Here is a 20,967-nt window from a genome sequence, read left to right on the forward strand (position 1 = left end):
TTCGTCTATCAATCGGTAACGAATGTTACCAATCACAACTCTTCGGGAGGAAAAGTATGAGACCGGAGCCTGCTTCGCTGCAAGCCTGCCTGCTATTTCGCGGAAAATCCGCAGATGAGATCGAACAGTTACTGTATACGCTGGTCTACTCTGTCAGCTCCTACCATAAGAATGCGATTATTCTGGCAGAGGGTGATCCGGCGGACCGGCTTGGGATTCTGCTCTCCGGCCGCATCGAGGTACAGAAGACACACCCCACCGGCAGCAGTGTGACCATCGCGCATCTGAAGGAGGGGCAGACCATCGGCGAAGCCGTATTGTTCCGCAGGAATAACACCGTGCCCGCCACCGTCACAGCCACTGGCCCCTGCAAGGTGATGTTCATCAGCAAGCAGGAGTTGCTGAGATTATTCGCGGCCGACACCGATATCCTCACCCGCTTCATCGAGAATCTGTCCGAGCGGCTGGTACTCGTGAACAGGAAGATCGAGAACCTGTCAGCCGGACCGTTGCGCCGCCGTATCGTAGACTTCCTGCTGGAGCAGGGAGAGCAGCAGGAATCCGATACCTTGAAGCTTCCCTTCAGCCGGAAGGAATGGGCCGAGCATATGAACACCGCCCGCCCCTCCTTGTCGCGGGAGCTGGGATTCCTGCGCGACCAGGGCTGGATCGAATTCAAGGGCAATGAAATCACCCTGCTGAACCGGAGACGGATGCATGATTACATCCAGACTCTGCCTTCTTCGGCAGGCAATCTATAGGAACCACAAATGACTGAGGAGGATACAAGCATGCCACCGTCCACTGCACAACAGATCGACCAGCTGCTGACTGAGCACAGGCAATGTTTCGCCAGCGGAGTCACGAGAACCCCCGGCTTCCGGCTGGAGCAGCTTCGAAAGCTGAAGGAGGCTATCTCGCGCAATGAAGCCCGGATTATTGCTGCACTGAACCAGGATCTGCATAAAAGCGAGTTCGAAGCTTATGCCACAGAGATCGGATTCACGCTGGACAGCATCGGCTATATGATGAAGCACCTGCGGCGCTGGATGAAGCCGGCGAAGGTAGGCTCACCGCTGCACCTGTTCCCGGCGCGGAGCAGAATCATAGCCGAGCCTTACGGAACGGTGCTAATTATCGGGCCGTTCAACTACCCGTTCCAACTGCTGATTGAACCGCTGATCGGCGCCATCGCCGCCGGGAACTGTGCCGTACTGAAGCCCTCTGAGAGTACACCCGCCACCTCCGCTGTTATCGAGAATATGATCCTGGAGACCTTTGATCCCGCCTATATCCGGGTGGTACAGGGCGAGAAGGAGACGACGAATCTGCTGATTCATGCGGCGTTCGATTATATTTTTTTCACCGGGAGTGTACCTGTAGGCAGAATTGTCATGGAAGCGGCAGCGAAGAACCTGGTGCCCGTCACCCTTGAACTGGGCGGCAAAAGCCCCGTAATCGTAGACCGGAGCGCCGACCTGGAGACCGCCGCGAAACGGATTGTCTGGGGGAAGCTGATCAATGTGGGGCAGACCTGTATTGCGCCTGATTATCTGCTGGTCCACAGCGAGGTGGCAGCGGAGCTGATTGAGCGGATGAAGCGCTGCGTCACCGATTTCTATGGCACCGACATCCGGCACAACACAGACTATGGGCGGATCGTGAATGAACGCCAGCTGCGGCGGATCGGAGAGATGCTGGAACGGGACCGCGATAAGCTGATTTTGGGCGGGACAGTGATCCCTGAGGAGCTGTATATCGAGCCGTCCCTGATCTATCCGGCGGATTGGAATGACGCTTCCATGGAGGACGAGATCTTCGGGCCTGTGCTGCCGATTATGGAGTATACCCGGCTGGAGGAAGCCATCCAGAGCATCAACGCCCGTCCGAAGCCGCTCGCTCTCTATCTGTTCACCCGCGATAAGCAGGTGGAGCAGCAGGTGATGACCGAGGTGTCCTTCGGCGGCGGCTGCATTAACGATACCATCTCCCATGTAGCCAGTACCCGGCTGCCGTTCGGCGGTGTCGGGAATTCCGGGATCGGCGGCTACCACGGCAAATACAGCTTCGACCTCTTCTCCCATCACAAAAGCATTGTTAAGCGGGGCACCCGGTTTGACCTCGGCATTGTCTACCCGCCCTACGGCAGCAAGGTCAAGCTGGCGCGGAAGCTGCTGAAATAGCGTAGTGGCAGGAGCAAAAAGCACAAAGGAAACCTCTCTTATATAGAAGGAAGGTTTCCTTTGTGCTGCTCGGGTGATTCTATTTATTGTCCCACTTCAATAATTGATAATTCCAATCTCCAAAAAAATCTTTATCGTCAAGCACGTTATGATAAATAGGACCGAGGAAAGTATGTATTAATTCCATTGCATCTCGGAATGTGGGTGAGTGTTCCAATTTCAGATTTCTTATAAATGCTTCCCACATGCCTTTCTTGATTCCGCCAGCTGAAAATTGAACTTGCTTCGTGCGGGGTGACAAGTGCGGCACAGGAACCTTGATCGCCTAGCCGGGCGATTCACCCCAGTTTAGTGCTCTAGTTATTAGATCAAGTAATCCGCCTTAGCGTGTAGCATCGGCCCAACCTTTAGGGCCTTTTGTTTCTTCCCTTTCTACAAAAAACGCCCAGGCGGAAACTACTTGAACGCTTTTTAATTACTCCTCCATAGTTAGTAACTTCCCCATATGTTTTTGTTTAGATGCAATTGTTTACTTATTAATATATCTATAGTAATATTTACCTTGTAATTATATTCATTTTATTGAATAGGAGTTGTTTTTGTAATAAAATATACCTTTTTTTTGTTTTACTCTAAACCAAGTTTAACTTCAAATATTATGCAGAAAAGAGGTTTTAAATTGAAAAGTAAAACTATTAAAGCTATCTTATCCCTATCTATAATTGGAACTCTAGCAGGCACAATATTTATCGGAAATGCTGATGCTGATTTATTTGGATATAAACGTAAAAGTGGTGGTAATTTTAGCGCGTGGTATGACTCGTCAGTGGCATCATACGGTTATACAGGTGCTTACGATACAGCACGTTCTAATTGGGGGGGGATTACTTCCAAAGTTTCTATTGGTAAAACTTCATCACCTGATGGATATAGTACTGATGAGTTCTATGTTGGGACTACAAGTGATCCTAAACTGATGGGTTCAAATACTTCCTATACTGTTGCATGGCCAGTAAATAATCCTGTTAATAGATATGAAAAAAATTGGGATTATTCTGTTAATTCTTTGTATCACAATAACGTTTATGTCCCTAGTAACGATGCCGCCACTGCTTTTAAAGCTCGATATACAACAACACACGAAATCGGTCACTCTTTAGGATTAGATCACACCACAGGTACAAATGCTCAAAATTCTTTAATGAAAGGTAGTTTTACTGGTTCCGAAACATCCCACAGTCCTACAACCTATGATAAAAATCAATTAAAATCTCTTTATGGAAATTAACTGAGGGAGGCTGTATATGAAAACTTTAAACATTCGTAAACCGTCCCATATGTTCTTAACGATTCTACTTTTATTATTTGTATTCGCTGGTGCCTATTATTTTTTCATTTACAATTCAGTCAAAAGCACAGTAATTAACACAGCGGCTGTATATCCTGACTACGCAACAGAAGAAGCACTCTTCAATGAAGCAGACTTAGTTGTAGTTGGCTCCACTGATCAAAGCTTTGAGGATCGGGAACACATTAGTGTAAATTACCCAACAGGAGCAATTCAGGACTTCTATACAAAAACTGATTTTTTGGTAAAGCAGGCTCTAAAGGGTGATGTGCAAAATGATTCAATAATTAAAATCGGGGAACCCATAAGTTATGTTCAAACACTTTCAGGTAAAAGCAAGATAACAAGAGATGAGTATACGGAATTACAACAATCTAGCGAATACCTACTTTACCTTAAACAAAATTCAGAAGGACTTTACTTTATTATCGCTGCCGAGATGGGCAAATATAATATTGATAACACCGACCTCAATGAAAGCCTGAATGAAAAACAACAACAAATCAAACAAGAAATAATTAATAACAACATTTTTGACAATATCGATATTCAGTAGTCAAAGTCTAGCTGATCATAGAAGTGGTTCTTGCAATTCTCTTCACATCTAAAGGTTAACCTCTTCTGGGGCTCAACCTTTTATATGTTCCACCAAAAGAACTGGCGCTAGCTGGTTCTTTTGGTGCATATCTGCGTTAATCTGTATAGAATTCTGCCGTAAAAAAAGATATGTCTTCTTTCATTCAGAGCAGTTCTCCGCTTAAACGTCTCAGATTATTCGTAACCATCTACAGCACCTCCAGATAACTATCCAAAATTGATCTTACCCTCAGTTTATCTGCATATCTAAGCAGTCGGGTGTAATTCTTTCTTTTACTGGAAGAGTAGTTATTGAGACTTTCTTTCACAACATTTGCATCCAGTTTATTTCTGTATTTCACGATATCGCAAATGGTCCGCTCCAGATTGTATACATTGATAATATGACCTTCCTTATCGATCTGTTCAACGCCCATAGTAAAGGAAACATCGTCGTATGAGAAAAGTCGGATAGGCGGATATTCCGGGAGTAGAGGCTTTCTGGACTTACGGGATACCGCAAAATTATATTCACCTGAGGTATACGTAGTTAGTTCATGATGAGCAAGAGCCGAGTACAAACAAAGGACACCATTAGGCACAAGGAGGGAAGCCTCCACGATCTCATCTACAACATAATTAATATCCCTAAGCGCATAGAGTCCACGTTTCAGTCTGATAATCTCCCCCCTCTCTTCGAGCTTACGAAGCTTGTAGTAGCTGACCTGATTTTCTTTGAGAATGGTGCCGTTGGCAATCCCATTATATGTTTTAAACAGATCTATAACCTCCGGATAGAGTTCAGCCTCACTCCCAGTCGCAGACTTGATAGCCTCTATAAGCCCATCCAGATTTTTTATATTAGGATAACGATAAATCAATTCAAAAAAATCCTCTTGTTGCATATTGAGATGCTCCAAAATCTCTGAAAATCCTTTTTTAATATGAATGTAATCTATATCTCCAGCTTCAGGCACCATTATCACCTCCACACAATAAATGTACTCACATTCAAATAAGTGTGTACATTTAAGTATAAATTATACCTTTATTATCAATTTATATCCACTATTTGTACACACATAAGATAAATAAAATACATTCCCCATGCCCAGTTCACCTCAACCCGCAATCCGCCCCGCCACCCAGCCCGCGACCTCTTTCTCCGGAATAGGCTTGCTGATATAGTAGCCCTGAATCTTGTCACAGCGGGTCCGCTCCAGAAAAGCAAGCTGCTCCGGGGTCTCCACCCCTTCAGCGGTAACATTCAGTCCCATATCATGGCCGATGGTGACGATGGAGCTGGCCAGCGACATATTGTTCGGGGTATCAATGCTGTCGATGAAGGACTTGTCGATCTTCAGGGTAGTAATCGGGAGCTGCTTCAGATAGCTGAGTGAGGAATAGCCCGTTCCGAAGTCATCCAGCGCAATACCAATGCCCCTCTCCTTGAGCGCCTCCAGCTTGGAGCTGATCGCCTCGAAGGATTCCATGAATATTGATTCCGTAATCTCCAGCTCCAGATACTCCGGCGCAAGCCCGGTATCCTCCAGCACGCTCAGCACCATCTCCGTGAAGTCCTCCAGCATCAGCTGAATGACCGAGATATTAACCGAGATATGGTAGCCCTCATAGCCCTGATTCTGCAGATCCTTGGTGAACCGGCAGGCGGCACGCAGCACCCACTCACCTATGGGAACGATTAAGCGGCAGTCCTCGGCAATCCGGATGAAGGATAAGGGGGAGACGAAGCCGAGCACCGGGCTGTTCCAACGGATCAGCGCCTCGAAGCCCCAGATCTCGCCAGAGCCGGTATCCACCAGCGGCTGGTAATGCAGCGACAGCTCATTATTGGATACCGCGCTTCTCAAGTGATTCTCAATAATCATCCGTTCGTCAAAATACTGCTGCATCTCATGCCCGTAGATCATATAGCTGCCCTTTCCCGCTTCTTTGGCCTTGTACATGGCAATGTCGGCATTCTTCAGCAGCTCTTCCGCATTCCCTCCGTTCTCCGGGTACTCCGCAATTCCAATACTGGCCGAGATATGCACCACACTCGCATGAAGCTGGAATGGCTCCTTGAAGCCCTGTACCAGGGAATCCGCATAACGGATCACCTCACCCGCCTCAGCCACATCCTTGAACAGAATCACAAACTCATCACCGCCGAAGCGGAAATGCTTACTGCGCCCGTCAGCGCGGCTAAGCAGCCGTTCACCGACCTGCACCAGCAGTTCATCCCCGAAGGTATGGCCCATGGAGTCATTAATGTACTTGAAGTTATCGATATCCAGGAAGAACAGCGCCGCATGGCCGCCGGAATGCTCCTCAATGAACCGCTGCAGCTCCTCGGATAACGACAGCCGGTTCGGCAGACCGCTAAGCACGTCATTATAAGCAAGCAGCCGGTATTTCTCCTCACTGGTCTGCAGCAGTGCCTGATTCTCCACCACCTTGTTATACTGCTCCAGCAGCTCATCCTGTAGGGCAGTCAGCTCCTCATAGGTCGATTCCAGCTCCTGATAGCTCGTCTGCAGCTTGCTCTCATAGCCCTTGCGGTCCGTTACATCAACCATCGACCCGGCAAACCGGATATATCCGCCGCCCGCATTACGCAGCACCTTGCCCCGCGCCTGAAACCACTTGTATTCGCCCGCCTTGCTGCGCATCCGGTATTCAGCGTAGTAGTAAGAAGAACGACCCTCCAGATGCTGAATGCGCAGCCGATTCTCCTGCTCGGCATCCTCCGGATGGAGGATATCCCGCCAGCCGCCGCGGCTCTCATTCAGCTCATCCCGGGCATATCCGAGCACCTCATACCAGCTGTCCGAGAAATAATAGATCATCGTAGACATATCAACGTCCCAGATTACCGCATCCGAGCCGTAGGTTGCCAAGCTGAAGCGTTCATTGCTTTTTTCCAGGTTGCTTCTAATCCTTCTGACCAGCTGCACATAGAATAACAACACCATAATGAAGGTTACCAGCACCGCAAAAGCAGCCACGATGCTTAGCACCAGCACCTTGTAGGTCTGATAGAAGGAGAACGGCTCGTTAATCACTTCGCTGCCCTTCGGCAGCTTCTCCGGCGATATCTTGAAGCGCTGCAGCTCATTATAATCAAATACCTTGCGTACACTGCTGTCGGTCACCACCGGGATATCCCCGGCACGCTCCCCCTTCAGGATACGCAGCGCCTGATCGGCCGCCGTCTGCCCCTGCATTCTGCCGCTGATCAGGCTCCCGCCGAAGGCCCCATGGTTCAATCCAAAATCATAAATATGATACACCGGAACACTGCTGCTCTTGCCCAGCTCGCTTGCGAACCTGTCGAACTCCACAATTCTTCCGGTAGAGTCACTATAATATGTAGTCATCAGTATAATACTGTCCGGGGACAGCGCCGATGCCGTAGCTTTGATCTGTTCCATGGACAAGCGGTTCATGGGGAACAGCGCAAGCTCCGGATTCAAGGAGCTAATCTGATCCATCACCATCCGGCCGGTCGACAGCCCGCTCTCCGAATTATCGAAGACGACATACACCTTTTTCAGCGAAGGGTTAAGGTCCATGGCCATACGGATGGTGGGGGAAGCATCGATTTTCTCAATAACGCCTGTCATGTTGCGCTTATCCGGGATGCTGTCCACCCCCAGCTCGTTGACCCCGCTGAAAATAATCGGAGCATCGTTCAGAAGCTCATGGCGGTACTTCATCGCGAAGCTCAGCGCCGCATCGTCTGTTGTAATGATCGTTTTAATATGGATGTTCTGATACTTGAAGCGGATGGTTTCGTAGAAATGTTCGAGGTTCCCCTGCGTGGGGTACCTTTTCCAGTCCATGTATTCGGTGTAGATGACGGGAGGATTAGCGGTACCTTTGAGACGTTCCTCTATGCCGGCACTTTGGTCATCGGTCCAGGCGAAGCCCTTCTGATAGGAATGCAACACCAGCACGTTCCGGGCGGGAAGCTCCTCGGCTGCGGCGAATGCAGCTCCTGCCGGGCCTGTTGTACACAGGAAGATCATCAGAGACAAGAGTACACTCCTTAAAAACCTGAGATGAATATGATCTACACTCATTCGCACACTCCCGTTCATCTATCTCATAATCGGAATCTGACAAGTAGAAGGATAATGTATACATGGGGCTTCATTACGGGGACTGCTTTGATACAATTATAGGGGGAAAAGGTGTTTTTAGAAACAACAAAAAGCGACAGCAGCCGTAGATATTGGACAGAGCAGACTGCTAACGTTAGAATGAATCTGCAGTTGACTGCTTAGACAGGAGGCCTGGCCATGCCGACCATCAAAGACGTTGCGCTGAAGGCTGGCGTATCGGCAACCACCGTATCCCGGGTACTGAACAACAGGGGTTACTTAAGCGAGGAATTGAAGCACAAGGTGCACCAGGCGATGGAGGAGCTGAATTACCGGCCGAACGAGTTGGCACGCTCCCTCAGCCGCTCGAAATCCAACATTATCGGACTGATTATTCCGCATGTATCTTTGCCTTTTTTCGGCGAATTGACCAGTCATATTGAAGAACATGCCTACCGGGAGGGCTATAAGCTGCTGCTCTGCAATTCGTGGCAGGACAAGCAGAAGGAACAGGAATACATCCACATGCTGCGCGCAAGCCGGGTAGACGGCATTATTATGGGCAGCCATACGCTGGAGGTTGAAGCCTACCGGCAGATGAATCTGCCGCTGGTGACGTTTGACCGGCAGATCTCACCGGATATCCCTTATGTCTGTTCAGATAATTATGAGGGAGGCCAGCTGGCTACAACTCTTCTGATCCAAAAAGGCTGCCGCCACCTCGCCCATATCGGCGGGCATCCCAAGCTGAATATCTTATCCCATCTGCGCTGCGTGGCGTTCGAGGATACCGCGAAGCAGCACAGCCTGGAGTATGTCACCCTCCATACCGACAACAACAGCTTCGACTTCGAAGCTTACGAGCAGCTGCTCGGGCAGCTCTTCCTGGAGCATCCTGAAGTGGACGGGATTTTTGCAGGCAGCGATATCATTGCCGCCTACGCCCTGAAGGCCTGCCGCACCAGAGGACGGCGCGTCCCGGAGGATGTGAAGATCGTCGGCTATGACGGCATCGCGCTCCGCAGCCTGCTCGACCCGCCGATCACCACCATCCGCCAGCCGATGGAAGCGATGGGCCAGCTGGCAGTGGACCTGATTCTGCAGCTGGTGCAAGGCCACAGCGTGGCCGCTGCGCATATTCTGCCTGTGGAGCTGGAGGAGGGGGGGACTACTTGAGGGGGGGCTGCCACTTAACTGGAAATCCTGCCTTTTTACGGTTTTTAATTGTACAGCATACATCTATCGCCGAAAGTTGGCCTCGAACAAAACTCCATACATCGCTGCATATATGAGTGTAGCCGAACAAGCCTCTGCATAGCTGCAGAGGCTTGTTTAATCTCAATTGTGTTAGTGGTCTACTCCGTGTCCCATTGGCACAAACCCGTATCATCTTTTAGTTTAACCGAGGTTTTCAAAGAATGTAAAAGTGCATTAACAGCATCAATTATATTCCCCACCCCAAGGAGCGGACGGTCACTACCGTCAAGGTATTCTTCGCACTGGCGGCGTGCGTTAAGCTAACGGGAAGAGCTTAGACTTTTTTATGAAAAGAGGGTTTTGTGGTATTATATGTTATTATAATTTGTGAAATAAATGGAATGGGGGATTCAAAATATGGAACGTAAAATTCAACTAATGGAAACCTACGTAAATATCGACCTTGGAAACTCACCCTTTTTAAAAATAGATAAAGGGCTGCAAATTCCATACTCTTCCATCAAGGGAATAACAACAGGCAGACCGATACCAAATGCTTTTAAACTATATGGTGCTTTATTAGGAGAAAAGAGAAATGGGTTATTCAGATCAAAAGGTGGTTTTCAACTGCACTTTTTTGAGAATGAGCTAGAAACTCTTCATTTCGATTTGGATAGCTTTAAAGTTGGTAAGTTCAAAATATCAAAGTTGATCATTGGCATTAAAAATCCTGAAGAAATAAGTAAAAATATTTCCGAAAGAGTTGAATTAACGTCGAATGATAGTTGAACAAGTATAGTACTCCGGCACTCTGCTTTTTCCTAGAAGAAAGGGTATTTTTTGCGCAGCAGTTGAGACTGTTGAAGCTGAATCACTTCTTCATATCCGTTGACCAGCCATCAACAGGCGCCGAGTACACCATAGCCGGCAATATTTCGGATCAAGTTATCTCGGATATCGCGGATTGGCTGAACGGTGTGTCTGCAGCAAAAACGCAATAAGCAAGCATAAACGGACAAGCGTCAATCTGGGTTTGGCTCATGAAAAGAAAAAATCACGGAGAACGATAGCGCAATGATCGAGTAGGAGGGGGCGCCTAGCCCCCGTCCTCTCACACCACCTTACATGCGGGTGCGCAAACGGCGGTTCCGAAAGGTTAACAAAGCTCTAAATAACGAGTAAGCAAAATTTTCAGTGCTTTCGCTTCCCAATAGGAAGTCGGAAGGGCGTTGTTTGTGTTTCGAGACATTTCCCACGCTCCGCGTCTGGAGTTAGCCATGACAAAACCCGCCCATTCTGGGACGCCGAGTGCTCGAAGCTCATGGATTCGAGTGCGTACCCGTTTCCATTGCTTCCATAAGCACATATGCAGTCTGCGGCGAATCCACTGGTCGAATTTCTCACAGTGCCCTTTCGCAGATGCTATTCGAATGACCGCGTCATGCGCTCGCTTCCCAAGGCGAAAACCGTACCTATGCCTTGAGAAGTCCACATCGAAGATCGGGTCCATCACTTGCGTATACCTTGGATCGTGCATTTGCCTCTAGCTTCCTTCAAATTCCGCCTCGCGGCGGACACCCTTGCTCTTGGCTAACGGTAGGCGTTCACCAGCACATTGTATACGGTTTTCCGCATACATCCGGCCACGCGCCCGCTCCCTTCCTATACGCACAGCAATCTCGCTGCCCGATGCCGCCTACCGCAAGCGGCTAACGCGCGAACAGTTTAAATAGTTTCCCGGCATCGAGCTCCGCCGTAGAAGGCAGCACCAGGTCGGCCGCGCCAAGCTGCCCGGCCGCGCCGATGCCCACAGCCTTCATGCCCGCCGCCCGGATCGCGGCCACGCCTGCGGCTGCATCCTCCACGCCGATGCAGTTGCCCGGCGGAACACCCAGCCGCTCTGCCGCCTGCAGGAAGATCTCCGGATCGGGCTTGCCCTTCCGGAGCGCAGCCGGGTCGGCAACGGCCTGGAACCACCGGGCTGCGCCGAGGCGCTCCAGAATCAGCGGCGCATTCAGGCTGGCCGAGGCCAGCCCCACAGCGATTCCCCGCTCGCGCAGGGAATCGAGCAGCTCCCGGATACCCGGCAGGAGGTCCGCCGGGGTGATCCGGCCGATCATCTGCCGGTAATGATCGTTCTTCTTCTCCGCGAGCCGGAGCTTCCCGGCTTCAGGCAGCTTCGCAAGACCGCTGCCCTCCAGCACGATCTCCAGCGATTCCATCCGGCTGACGCCCTTCAGCCGTTCATTCTTCTCCCGGCTGAAGGGTACGCCCAGCTCATCCGCAAGGGCCTGCCAGGCCAGATAATGAGCCTCGGCGGAATCCGTAATCACACCGTCAAGATCGAAGATTACAGCCTCCAGCCGGTGCGCCAGCGAAATCCTCACCGGCTCCTGCGGAAGCAGCCGCAGCGGCTGCTTCTTATGTCTAATCTCAAGCGCTGTTCCCTCCAGCAGCGTATACACTACCGCTTCACGTTCAACGAAGATATCCAGCAGTTTACCACCCACTGTAACCTTAAAGCGGCAGCTCTCCCACTGCTCCGGCAGGACAGGGGCAAAACCCAGTTCCCCCTGAGCCAGCCGCATGCCGCCGAAGCCGTTCACAATCGACATCCAGGACCCGGCCATCGCTGCCATATGCAGCCCGTCCTTGGCATTATGGTTGATATCGTCCAGGTCCATCCGCACTGTGCGGCTGAAATAACGGTATGCCCCGGCCAGATCTCCGATCTCCGCAGACATAATACTGTGGATACAAGGAGACAGCGAGGAGTCATGCGTCGTCAGTGGCTCATAATAATGATAGTTGCGGAGCTTATCCGCCAGGCTGAACTTGTCCCCTAGCAGGAACAACGCCATGACCAGATCGGCCTGTTTCAGCACCTGATGCCGGTAGATTACAAGCGGATGATAATGGAGCAGCAGCGGATACCGGTCCGCAGGCGTATGCTCGAAATCCCATTTTTGCTTACTCAGGAAGGTGTCATCCTGGGCATAAATGCCGAGCGGTTCGTCAAAAGGAATGAACATCACTGCGGCCGCATCCCTCCAGCTCTCTGCCTCTTCGGGAGTTAATCCGATCTCTTGCCGCAGCCGTTCGTAATCCGCCGGATAATCCCGCTGAAGCAGCAGAGCTGTCTCATAGGCATACTGGAGGTGATCCTGCACCATGAGGTTGGTGTAAGCATTGTTATTCACAATCGCTGTATATTCATCCGGCCCAGTTACTGCATCGATGCAGAAGGCCCCTCCTCGCGCGGGGTTATAGTGGCCCAGATCGGCCCAGAACCTTGAGGTCTCGAACAGTATCTCTGCCCCCCGGCTAACCAGAAAATCCATATCACCGGTCGCCTGGACATATTGCTTCAGGCCGTAGGCAATGTCGGCGTTGATGTGCGCCTGGGCAGTGCCTGCGGGGAAGTAGGCGGAGTTTTCCTCGCCGTCAATCGTCCGCCACGGGTACAACGCCCCCTTCTGCGACATAACCGCTGCCCGCTCCCTGGCCTTGCCGAGCGTTGCATAACGGAATTCCAGCAGCGCACGGGCAATCTCCGGCTGTGTGAAGGTGAAGAACGGCAGCATGTACATCTCCGTGTCCCAGAAATAATGCCCCTCATAGCCTTCACCGGTTAAGCCCTTGGCTCCGATATTCGTTGCTCCGTCCCGGCCCACGGATTGCAGCAGCTGATAAGCATTGAAGCGGATGCCCTGCTGGAGTGCAGGATCACCGCTAATCTCTACATCAGCCTGTGCCCAGAAGCTGTCCAGATACGTCTGCTGCTCCCCGGCCAGACCGGCGAAGCCCAGCTCCTTGGCTAGTGCCAAGGCTTCAGCACTCCGGCCGGGCAGCTCCTCCTCCCCGTAATCCCTGGAGGTGTGATACGTTATATATTTGGTAAGCGTCACCGTCTCTCCGCTGCGGACAGCAGCGGCATAACAGACGGAGATGCGCTGTCCGATCAGCTGGTGACTCATCTCGCGCCCGGACTTCGCCTGCAGCGCATGGCTGACAGCAGTCAGCAGCGCGAACCGTGTATGCCGGGTCCGCTGCTTCATCCACAGGTCCCCGGAGGCTTCGTCATAACCGGTATTCTCCAGCAGCAGGCTGGGCACCGCGCTGCCCGCTCCCAGCCTGGGATCATCCGTCGCTTCCGGCCGCCGGATCTCGCCGTCCACCGCAGAATCGAACTTCAGTGTCCCGGAGAAGTTCAGCGCCGTCACGGCATAGTCGATAGCGGCCAGATGCTTGTGCGCCAAGGCAACCATCCGGCGGATCACCAGCAGCACCCGGTGTCCGGCGGGAGATTCCCACTCCAGCTCCCGGTGCAGCATGCCGCTCCTCATATCCAGCCGGCGCTTATACCGGTGCAGCTTCCCCTGATCCAGCCGGAATTCATGGCCTTCGATACTAAGCCGGATGATACGGGCATCGCTCACATTCAGCATGGCCTGGTTGCGGGAGGGGTACCCGAAGGCCCCCTCAGGATAGACGACCGGCTCGGAATCAAAGAACCCGTTCAGATAATTCCCGGCAACCGACCGACCTGTTTTGCCATAGTAGCCTTCCTCGAAATTGCCGCGCATGCCAATATAGCCATTGCCGAGTGTGAACACACTCTCGCTCCGCTGATTGTATTCATCCTCGTAGTGTTCCTCTTCAATACTCCACTCCCTGTAAGGGTATAAGGGGGGAGGATGCTCACAGGACTTCATCTTTATTTTCATCTCTGTGCGTATCTCCGTACTTGTCTCCGGTCTCATCTTCGTATTCTCCTCCCGATTGCCGACTTCTCTTGTCCCTGCCGCGGCTTAGCCCTTGACTGAGCCGCCCATCAGACCCCGGACGAAATACTTTTGCAGCAGGAAGAAGATCGCCAGCGGCATCAGCATCGAGATAAAGGCTGCCGAGGTCAACAGATGCCAGTCATTGCCGCGCGAGCCGACCAGATCGGCGATCTTCATCGACATGACCTGCACCGACGGCTGGTTCCCGATGAAGATCAGCGACACCAGATAATCATTCCATACCCAGAGGAACTGGAAGATCCCGATGGAAGCGAGCGCAGGCACGGACAGCGGCAGAATCAGTCTGCTGAAAATCGTAAAGTGGCTCGCGCCGTCAATAAAAGCCGATTCAAACAGATCCTTCGGCAGCTGGCTGATGAAGTTGTACATAAAATACGTGACCAGCGGCAGCCCGAAGGCTGTATGTGCCAGCCAGATTCCAAGATAACTGCCGTTCAGCCCAAGCGCCGTGTAATCCTTGAGTACCGGAATTAGTGCAACCTGAATCGGAATGACCAGCATCGCAATAATGATCACGAACAGCGTTTTCCGTCCCGGAAACCGCAGCCAGGCGAAGGCATATGCGGCAAAAGAGGCGATCAGCACCGGAATCACGGTCGCCGGAACAGCAATTGTAAGTGTATTCCAGAACGCCTGCGATAATCCGCTCCCCTTCTGTACCGTTTCACTGCCGTCTGCTTCCTTGAGTGTGTACTCCTTGCCGGACAGCACATTCTTGTAGTTGTCGAGCGTAAGGTCAGGCACTGCCTGCCAGCCCTGCTCCTGCATATTAACCGTGCGTGCCCTGCGGTTCTCCCACATCAGGCGGCTGCCATCCGCCTTCACCCCTGCCTTGAGCTGTTCATCCGTATAGGTCTTGCCATTCACCTCAATTGGCTCCCGCAGATCCACCTCCTTGGAGAGCTGCACCGTCTCGCCCGCTTTCCATTCCTGATGGGGGAACACCTTCCACCAGCCCGTCTGCAAAATATCCGCTGCGGGACGGAAGGAGGAGGCGAAGAGTCCGAACGTCGGCAGAATCCAGAGGAAGCAGATGACGCCCAGAATCAGATTGACGGCCGTTTTACTGCCCCTTTTTTTCTTGGTGCCTACCATTAGAATCCCCCCTGCTTGCGGAACTGCCGCAGATTAATAAGAATAACAGGCAATACCGCGATCAGGAGCACGATAGCCAGCGTAGAGCCGTAGCCGAAGTTACGGTACATGAAGAACTGCCGGTAGAACTGCGTCGCAACAACTTCTGTATCGTATTGACCTCCTGTCATCACCATGACAACGTCAAATATTTTCAGCGTAAAGACAATAATCGTGGTGGTCACCGTCAGAATCGTTGTGGAGATGTAAGGAATCATGATGCCAAAAAAGATCTTCACCTCACCCGCGCCATCCACCCGTGCAGCCTCCAGAATATCCTCTGGCACTCCTTTGATGGCTGCGGAGAAAATGACCATCGCAAACCCCGTCTGCATCCAGATCAGAATGATAATAAGGAAGAAGTTGTTCCACGGCTGCAGCATACTCGTCCAGGCCTGCGGTTCACCGCCGAAATAGGTGACAATCGCATTCAATAGTCCAATTTGCTCATCGCCCGGCTGATAATAATAGACGAACTTCCAGATGACCCCGGCGGCAACAAAGGAAATAGCCATCGGCATGAAAATAATAGATTTGGCGATCCGCTCATAGCTGCTCCGGTCGGCAAGAATGGCAATCAGCAGCCCGAAGCAGACACAGGCCAGCGTGCCCACGAACACCCATAGCAAGTTATTGCGCAAGGCAGTGCCCATCAGACGGTCGCTAAAGATCGCGGCGTAATTGCTGAGTCCGACGAACTTCTCGGAGGACGCGTTGAAGAAGCTTAAGTACAGCGTCCGCAGGGCCGGCAGAATCAGCAGCCAACCGAGAATAAGGACAGCCGGTCCGACAAAAACATAAGGCAGCACCTTCCTGCGGACATGGTCCGGGTACTGCTCTACTGCCCAGGTCAAGGTGTAATAGATCAGATATACGCCCAGCACGCCCCACAACACTGCCAGCACCGCAGTCAGCAGTGGATGAAGCGTTGAATCGCGGAAAAACAGAAAAATCAGCCCGTTGACCACAATATTCGCAAGCAAGACGCCCAGCGATAGCAGCACTGCCCTGCCGCTAATCCTCTGCTTTACCTGCGCCCCGGCGGCACCCGGCTCCGGCCTTATTTGTGCATCCATATCGGTTCCTCCTATAGGCTCTGTTGGAGCAGAGCCTTCTTCATAAGCACCCGTTAACACCAGTTGAGGGGCAGGCCTGATTGTTCAAGACCGCCCCTTCAACCTCTTGGCGTCTAATTCCGCGCTTGCCTGGTCCTTAGTTCTTCCAGCCTGACTGAATCTGCTCCAGGGCCTGATCCAGCGTAGCAGTTCCGCTCACATAGTCAGTCATGCCTTTCCAGAAGGTACCTGCACCCACCTTACCCGGCATCAGGTCCGAGCCATCGAAGCGCAGAGTAGAGGCGTCCTGTACCAGCTTCGCCATCCGGCGGTCGGATTCGGACTGGTACCAGTCGAGGGAAGCATCATTCATAGGGGCAATGACACCGCCGGATTGCACCCAGCTTTTGATCGATTCGCCAGTAGTGAAGAATTCCATTACCGCGCGTACCTCCGGGCGGTCATTGAACATGGAGTAGATATCGCCTGCCACCAGGACCGGCTTGCCATACTGCTCATCAATCGGCGGGAGATAGAACCAGTCATAGTCTGTATCCACCTTGGCCGTTTCCGGGAAGAAGCTGGTAATGAAGTTCCCCATCAGGTTGAACCAGGCTTTGGGCGGGTTCTCGAACATCGGCTTCGGAGCATCACCGAAGGCAGTAGTGACAATGGATTTAGCACCGCCGTAGACATAATCCTTGTTCAGCCAGATCTTGGACATTACTTCCACCGCGTTCTTCACTTCAGGCGAAGTGAACGGCAGCTCCCCGCTTACCCACTTGTCATAATTCTCAGGCGTCGTAGTCCGCAGCATGATGTTCTCTACCCAGTCGGTTGCCGCCCAGCCGGTTGCCGCGCCGCTCTCGATACCGATTGCCCAGGCCGGGTCACCGTCTTTGGCGATTTGCTCCGTCAGAGCCATCATTTCATCCCAAGTCTGCGGAACCGTATATCCCGCTTCGTCAAATTGCTTCTTCGGATACCAGACCAGGCTCTTCACATTGCTGCGGTTCCAGATCCCGGCCATAATCTTGCCATCCTTGCCGTCCATGGTGGACATATCCAGCCAGCTCTTATTGTAATTGGCCGTCAGCTTCGCCTGATCCAGCACCCCGGTCAGATCGATAACCTTGCCAGTCTTAGCAATAGAGGCCAGCAGGCCCGGCTGCGGGAAGTCCGCGATATCCGGCGCATTGCCGCCATCGACCCGGATATTAATTGTGGCTTCGAATTCCTTAGAGCCTTCGTATTGAATATCAATGCCGGTTTTCTCTTCGAATTCCTTAATACTGCTCTCGAACTTCACCTGGTCCGCATCGACAAACGGTCCGAACATCGTGACCTTCGTGCCTTTGTATTCACCCTTCATCGCCAAGTCCAACGGGCTGCCTGCCGCAGCGGGATCTGGGCTATCTGTTGATGCTGCGTTGTTATCTGCTGAAGGTGCTGCTGTCGGCGCTTCTGTAGCCGCCGGGGCCTGCGTTGGTGCAGCGTTGTTATTGCCGCCGCAGCCGCTGAGCATCATGGTGAAGGATAGACACAACACCATCGCAAGTGACAGTTTACGTGCTGGAGCTTTCTTCATTGTTTCATACATCCCCTTTAATTGTTTTTAGAGACTGCATCAAGCCAGCTTCATTACCGGAACCCCTTACGGCAGAGCAGCAACTCACCCCCTTATCGAAATTCACGGACACCAGGCACCCACACTCATTAACACCGCTAATTCAAACGTACATTCTCCATATCCCACTATAATGTATGCGCTTCCAATAGTGCGTTAGTACCCTCTGCTGCGGGTACGTTTCCTGAAACAGTTCCTGAACCGGTTCCCGAAATGATTCGCTCACATTCCTGTAACCCGCCATTCTGAAAAGCTTTTCAAAATAGTCCGAAGAAACCGTGCTGCCCTGTCAGGCAGCCGTGCTTCAGCCCGCCGGAACTACGTCTCATTTCTCACGCGAGGATTCTCTTACGATTAGCTTATGTTCCATCTTCTCTTTCATGACAGCCACCTCGCCTGTGGTCAACAATTCATGCAGCTTCTCTGCCGCCCGGTATCCCAGCTGATAGATAGGTTGTGCGATTGTTGTCAGCTTCGGAATGAACATCCCCGACATCCGCAGATTATCGAAGCCGATGACCGACACTTGACCGGGAACCAGAATATTGCGGTCCTTTAAGTAAGAGATCGTTCCCATGGCGAACTCATCCGCTACACAGAATACAGCGGTTAGCTCCGGATATTCAGTGAACAGCTCGTGCGTAGCCTGATAGGCCTGCTCAAAGCGGTGGTTGGCGTACTTGATTTTGCCGATATTACGCTCCAGCCCCGATTCGCTCAAGGCTCTCACGAACCCCGCCATCCGCGGTGGTCCGGACACCGAATTATCATGATTGAAGCCGATCATCCCGATCTCCCGGTGCCCCAGCTCAATCAGGAATTTAACAGCATCATACGCCGCCTTCTCGTCATCCACCTCCACTGACGCTACCTCATACTCATCGGAATGGGAGGAGACCAGCACGAATGGAATTCTGCAGTCCACCAGCTTCTCATAATACTCAGGGTGCAGAATATCACTGGCGAACACAACACCATCCACCTGCTTCTCATGAAAAGTATCCATATAGGACAATGTCCGCTCCTTGTCACGGTCTGTATTGCAAATCATCAGACTGTAACCGAGCTTAATGCAGGCATCCTGCATTCCCCGGATCACCCCTGCGAAATACAGGTTCTCAATATCGGGAATGAGCAGCCCGAGGGTGAAAGACTTCCTGTAAATTAGTCCCCGTGCGAATGCATTAGGCTGATACTTGAGCGCTTCTATCGCTTCAATGACCCGGCTTCGCTTGCTCTCCACTACCGTATCCGGCGCATTCATTACACGGGACACGGTACTGATGGATACTCCGGCCATCTTGGCGACATCTCTGATAGTTGGCTTCATAGTCTGACTTCCTTCTTATTCTTTTTGCCCGAAACGTGTGCCCTCCTTATCAGGATTGGCCTAGCCGCTTAAGTTAGAAAAGCTTTTCAAAGCGATTATAGCAAGGCTCCCTTAAATTGGCAAGCAAATTGTTATGCGCTTACATTTTGTGCTTTTCGCCCTTCAAATCCCCCCTCCCCGTCATGCCGCTTACTTAAAGTGTGTAAATTATATTATTTCATGTTATAATTGGCGGGTATATTGATTCATGGCTGCAAATAATGCTACTGATGCTGTAGGCATCTACTATAGGAGGGATTCATGTGAAGCAATTGCACGATATACCATTCTCCGTACTGGATTTAGCCCCTATCCGGGAGGGCGGAACGGCGGCGGATTCTTTTCATAACACCCTTGATTTGGCCCGTCATGCTGAGAAATGGGGGTATAACCGTTATTGGCTGGCAGAGCATCATAATATGACCGGCATTGCCAGCTCCGCTACCTCCGTTGTTATCGGACATGTGGCGGCTGGAACTAACACCATCCGCGTTGGTTCAGGCGGCATCATGCTCTCCAACCATGCACCACTGGTGATTGCCGAGCAATTCGGCACACTGGAGTCCCTGTATCCGGGACGGATTGATCTGGGTCTGGGCAGAGCCCCCGGCTCCGACCAGGCAGCCGCCAGAGCACTGCGCCGCAGCCTCGGCAGCGATGGCAGTGAATTCCCCGAGCAGCTTAGCGAGCTGCGGGCGTATTTCGACCCCGAAGGATCAGGCTCCCGTCCGGCCGGTGTTCGCGCCGTGCCCGGTGAAGGACTGAACATTCCGATCTGGCTGCTTGGCTCCAGCGGCTTCAGCGCCCAGCTTGCGGGCCAGCTGGGTCTGCCTTTTGCTTTTGCCAGCCACTTTGCACCGGATTATCTGCTGCCGGCACTGAATCTGTACCGCACCAGCTTCAAGCCTTCAGCTGTACTGGGCAAGCCTTATGTTATGGTGGGCTTGGGAATTACAGCAGCGGATACGGCAGAGGAAGCGCGCAGACTTGCCACTTCCCAGCAGCAGCAATTCCTGAACATAATCCGTGGCCGCACCGGTAAGCTCCAGCCGCCTGTAGACAGTCTGGACGGAATCTGGACCTCCCAGGAGAAAGCACTGCTCATGAGCAAACAACAATATTCCATCGCCGGCGACCAGGCCCTGATTAAGGAACGACTGCTGCAGATTCAGGAAGAGACGGATGCGGATGAGTGGATTATCGCCTCACAGATCTATGACCACTCTGCACGCTTGCACTCATATGAGCTTGTGGCCGACCTGTTGAAGAAGTAATAAGTGGGTAGTATTGCTTAATTGTAATTTGTACAACTAAATCGCCTGATATGCCGCCAAATTACCGTTTAGCTGTATTTCGTGCAATTAAACAGCCTCTATAACTTGATTTTCGCCCATCCGGGCAAATTTAGTTGTACAGACTACAGTTAGGAGGGCAAAGCCTTCTGTTTCAGTGTTTTTAGTTGCACGGAATACACTTATCCCTCCTTTCCGCTACGAAGGCAGCTTGATGCTTGGCCGCATTTATGGAATGAAATCACTTGTTTTATTCTGATGGTCTACTAATC

Annotated in this window: 14 protein-coding genes and 1 pseudogene; 7 read left to right on the top strand and 8 right to left on the bottom strand. The window is 51.7% G+C overall.

Going from position 1 to position 20,967, the window contains the following annotated elements; genetic code table 11:
* The first annotated feature begins 56 nt into the window (after positions 1 to 56).
* The 4 genes from MKZ07_RS21540 to MKZ07_RS21555 all read left to right on the top strand — a co-directional run bounded on the left by MKZ07_RS21540 (position 57) and on the right by MKZ07_RS21555 (position 4,087).
* Positions 57 to 761 carry a Crp/Fnr family transcriptional regulator gene (locus MKZ07_RS21540; RefSeq protein WP_036692029.1) on the top strand — a complete coding sequence of 235 codons (705 nt, stop codon included), beginning with the start codon at positions 57 to 59 and terminating at the stop codon, positions 759 to 761.
* Positions 762 to 770: 9 nt separating this feature from the next.
* Entirely contained in the window at positions 771 to 2,183 is a 1,413-nt protein-coding gene (locus MKZ07_RS21545; protein ID WP_327196375.1) for an aldehyde dehydrogenase, read from the top strand.
* 679 nt (positions 2,184 to 2,862) lie between these two features.
* Positions 2,863 to 3,471, top strand: a complete 609-nt coding sequence (locus tag MKZ07_RS21550; protein ID WP_162174442.1) for a matrixin family metalloprotease — start codon at positions 2,863 to 2,865, stop codon at positions 3,469 to 3,471.
* Between the two features lie 16 nt (positions 3,472 to 3,487).
* The gene (locus MKZ07_RS21555) at positions 3,488 to 4,087 is read left to right on the top strand and encodes a hypothetical protein (RefSeq protein ID WP_036692024.1); all 600 of its coding nucleotides are present in this window, start codon (positions 3,488 to 3,490) and stop codon (positions 4,085 to 4,087) included.
* A gap of 229 nt (positions 4,088 to 4,316) precedes the next feature.
* Here MKZ07_RS21555 and MKZ07_RS21560 read toward each other — a convergent pair whose 3' ends face one another.
* Positions 4,317 to 5,087, bottom strand: coding sequence for a type IV toxin-antitoxin system AbiEi family antitoxin domain-containing protein (locus MKZ07_RS21560; protein WP_051493247.1), 771 nt, complete (start codon positions 5,085 to 5,087; stop codon positions 4,317 to 4,319).
* 141 nt (positions 5,088 to 5,228) lie between these two features.
* Entirely contained in the window at positions 5,229 to 8,192 is a 2,964-nt protein-coding gene (locus tag MKZ07_RS21565; protein ID WP_341027467.1) for an ABC transporter substrate binding protein, read from the bottom strand.
* 219 nt (positions 8,193 to 8,411) lie between these two features.
* Here MKZ07_RS21565 and MKZ07_RS21570 point away from each other — a divergent pair, with 219 nt between their 5' ends.
* Positions 8,412 to 9,389, top strand: a complete 978-nt coding sequence (locus MKZ07_RS21570) for a LacI family DNA-binding transcriptional regulator (protein ID WP_036692019.1) — start codon at positions 8,412 to 8,414, stop codon at positions 9,387 to 9,389.
* A 438-nt stretch (positions 9,390 to 9,827) separates the two neighbouring features.
* Positions 9,828 to 10,199, top strand: a complete 372-nt coding sequence (locus MKZ07_RS21575; protein WP_036692017.1) for a hypothetical protein — start codon at positions 9,828 to 9,830, stop codon at positions 10,197 to 10,199.
* A 367-nt stretch (positions 10,200 to 10,566) separates the two neighbouring features.
* Here the strand turns inward: MKZ07_RS21575 and MKZ07_RS21580 are convergent.
* The 6 genes and pseudogenes from MKZ07_RS21580 to MKZ07_RS21605 form a co-directional block, all read right to left on the bottom strand.
* Positions 10,567 to 10,839, bottom strand: a pseudogene (locus MKZ07_RS21580) (group II intron maturase-specific domain-containing protein); the annotation flags it as partial.
* A 280-nt stretch (positions 10,840 to 11,119) separates the two neighbouring features.
* Complete coding sequence (gene pgmB / locus MKZ07_RS21585) at positions 11,120 to 14,173, bottom strand: beta-phosphoglucomutase (protein WP_341027470.1); 3,054 nt, start codon at positions 14,171 to 14,173, stop codon at positions 11,120 to 11,122.
* A 48-nt stretch (positions 14,174 to 14,221) separates the two neighbouring features.
* Positions 14,222 to 15,313, bottom strand: a complete 1,092-nt coding sequence (locus MKZ07_RS21590) for a carbohydrate ABC transporter permease (RefSeq protein ID WP_076159369.1) — start codon at positions 15,311 to 15,313, stop codon at positions 14,222 to 14,224.
* The gene (locus MKZ07_RS21595) at positions 15,313 to 16,428 is read right to left on the bottom strand and encodes a carbohydrate ABC transporter permease (RefSeq protein ID WP_051493245.1); all 1,116 of its coding nucleotides are present in this window, start codon (positions 16,426 to 16,428) and stop codon (positions 15,313 to 15,315) included. Before MKZ07_RS21595 ends, MKZ07_RS21590 begins: the two co-directional genes overlap by 1 nt.
* A 136-nt stretch (positions 16,429 to 16,564) precedes the next feature.
* Positions 16,565 to 17,995, bottom strand: coding sequence for an ABC transporter substrate-binding protein (locus MKZ07_RS21600; protein WP_036692008.1), 1,431 nt, complete (start codon positions 17,993 to 17,995; stop codon positions 16,565 to 16,567).
* Positions 17,996 to 18,359: 364 nt separating this feature from the next.
* On the bottom strand, positions 18,360 to 19,364 hold the full coding sequence (locus MKZ07_RS21605; RefSeq protein WP_036692006.1) for a LacI family DNA-binding transcriptional regulator: 1,005 nt from the start codon (positions 19,362 to 19,364) through the stop codon (positions 18,360 to 18,362).
* 302 nt (positions 19,365 to 19,666) lie between these two features.
* On the opposite strand from MKZ07_RS21605, the gene MKZ07_RS21610 reads away from it, so the two are divergent.
* Positions 19,667 to 20,677 (top strand): LLM class flavin-dependent oxidoreductase, encoded by a 1,011-nt coding sequence (locus MKZ07_RS21610; RefSeq protein WP_341027472.1) that lies wholly within the window; start codon positions 19,667 to 19,669, stop codon positions 20,675 to 20,677.
* Positions 20,678 to 20,967: the final 290 nt, after the last annotated feature.

The organism is Paenibacillus sp. FSL P4-0338, from assembly GCF_038002365.1.
In the GTDB taxonomy this organism is placed as follows: Bacteria; Bacillota; Bacilli; order Paenibacillales; family Paenibacillaceae; genus Paenibacillus_AQ.

Excerpts from the sequence above, each read along its gene's own strand:
- MKZ07_RS21565 (WP_341027467.1), bottom strand. The coding sequence starts at position 8,192 with ATGAGTGTAGATCATATTCATCTCAGGTTTTTAAGGAGTGTACTCTTG.
- MKZ07_RS21600 (WP_036692008.1), bottom strand. The coding sequence starts at position 17,995 with ATGAAGAAAGCTCCAGCACGTAAACTGTCACTTGCGATGGTGTTGTGT.
- MKZ07_RS21555 (WP_036692024.1), top strand. The coding sequence starts at position 3,488 with ATGAAAACTTTAAACATTCGTAAACCGTCCCATATGTTCTTAACGATT.
- MKZ07_RS21595 (WP_051493245.1), bottom strand. The coding sequence starts at position 16,428 with ATGGATGCACAAATAAGGCCGGAGCCGGGTGCCGCCGGGGCGCAGGTA.
- MKZ07_RS21540 (WP_036692029.1), top strand. The coding sequence starts at position 57 with ATGAGACCGGAGCCTGCTTCGCTGCAAGCCTGCCTGCTATTTCGCGGA.
- pgmB (WP_341027470.1), bottom strand. The coding sequence starts at position 14,173 with ATGAGACCGGAGACAAGTACGGAGATACGCACAGAGATGAAAATAAAG.
- MKZ07_RS21560 (WP_051493247.1), bottom strand. The coding sequence starts at position 5,087 with ATGGTGCCTGAAGCTGGAGATATAGATTACATTCATATTAAAAAAGGA.
- MKZ07_RS21605 (WP_036692006.1), bottom strand. The coding sequence starts at position 19,364 with ATGAAGCCAACTATCAGAGATGTCGCCAAGATGGCCGGAGTATCCATC.
- MKZ07_RS21575 (WP_036692017.1), top strand. The coding sequence starts at position 9,828 with ATGGAACGTAAAATTCAACTAATGGAAACCTACGTAAATATCGACCTT.
- MKZ07_RS21590 (WP_076159369.1), bottom strand. The coding sequence starts at position 15,313 with ATGGTAGGCACCAAGAAAAAAAGGGGCAGTAAAACGGCCGTCAATCTG.
- MKZ07_RS21570 (WP_036692019.1), top strand. The coding sequence starts at position 8,412 with ATGCCGACCATCAAAGACGTTGCGCTGAAGGCTGGCGTATCGGCAACC.
- MKZ07_RS21545 (WP_327196375.1), top strand. The coding sequence starts at position 771 with ATGACTGAGGAGGATACAAGCATGCCACCGTCCACTGCACAACAGATC.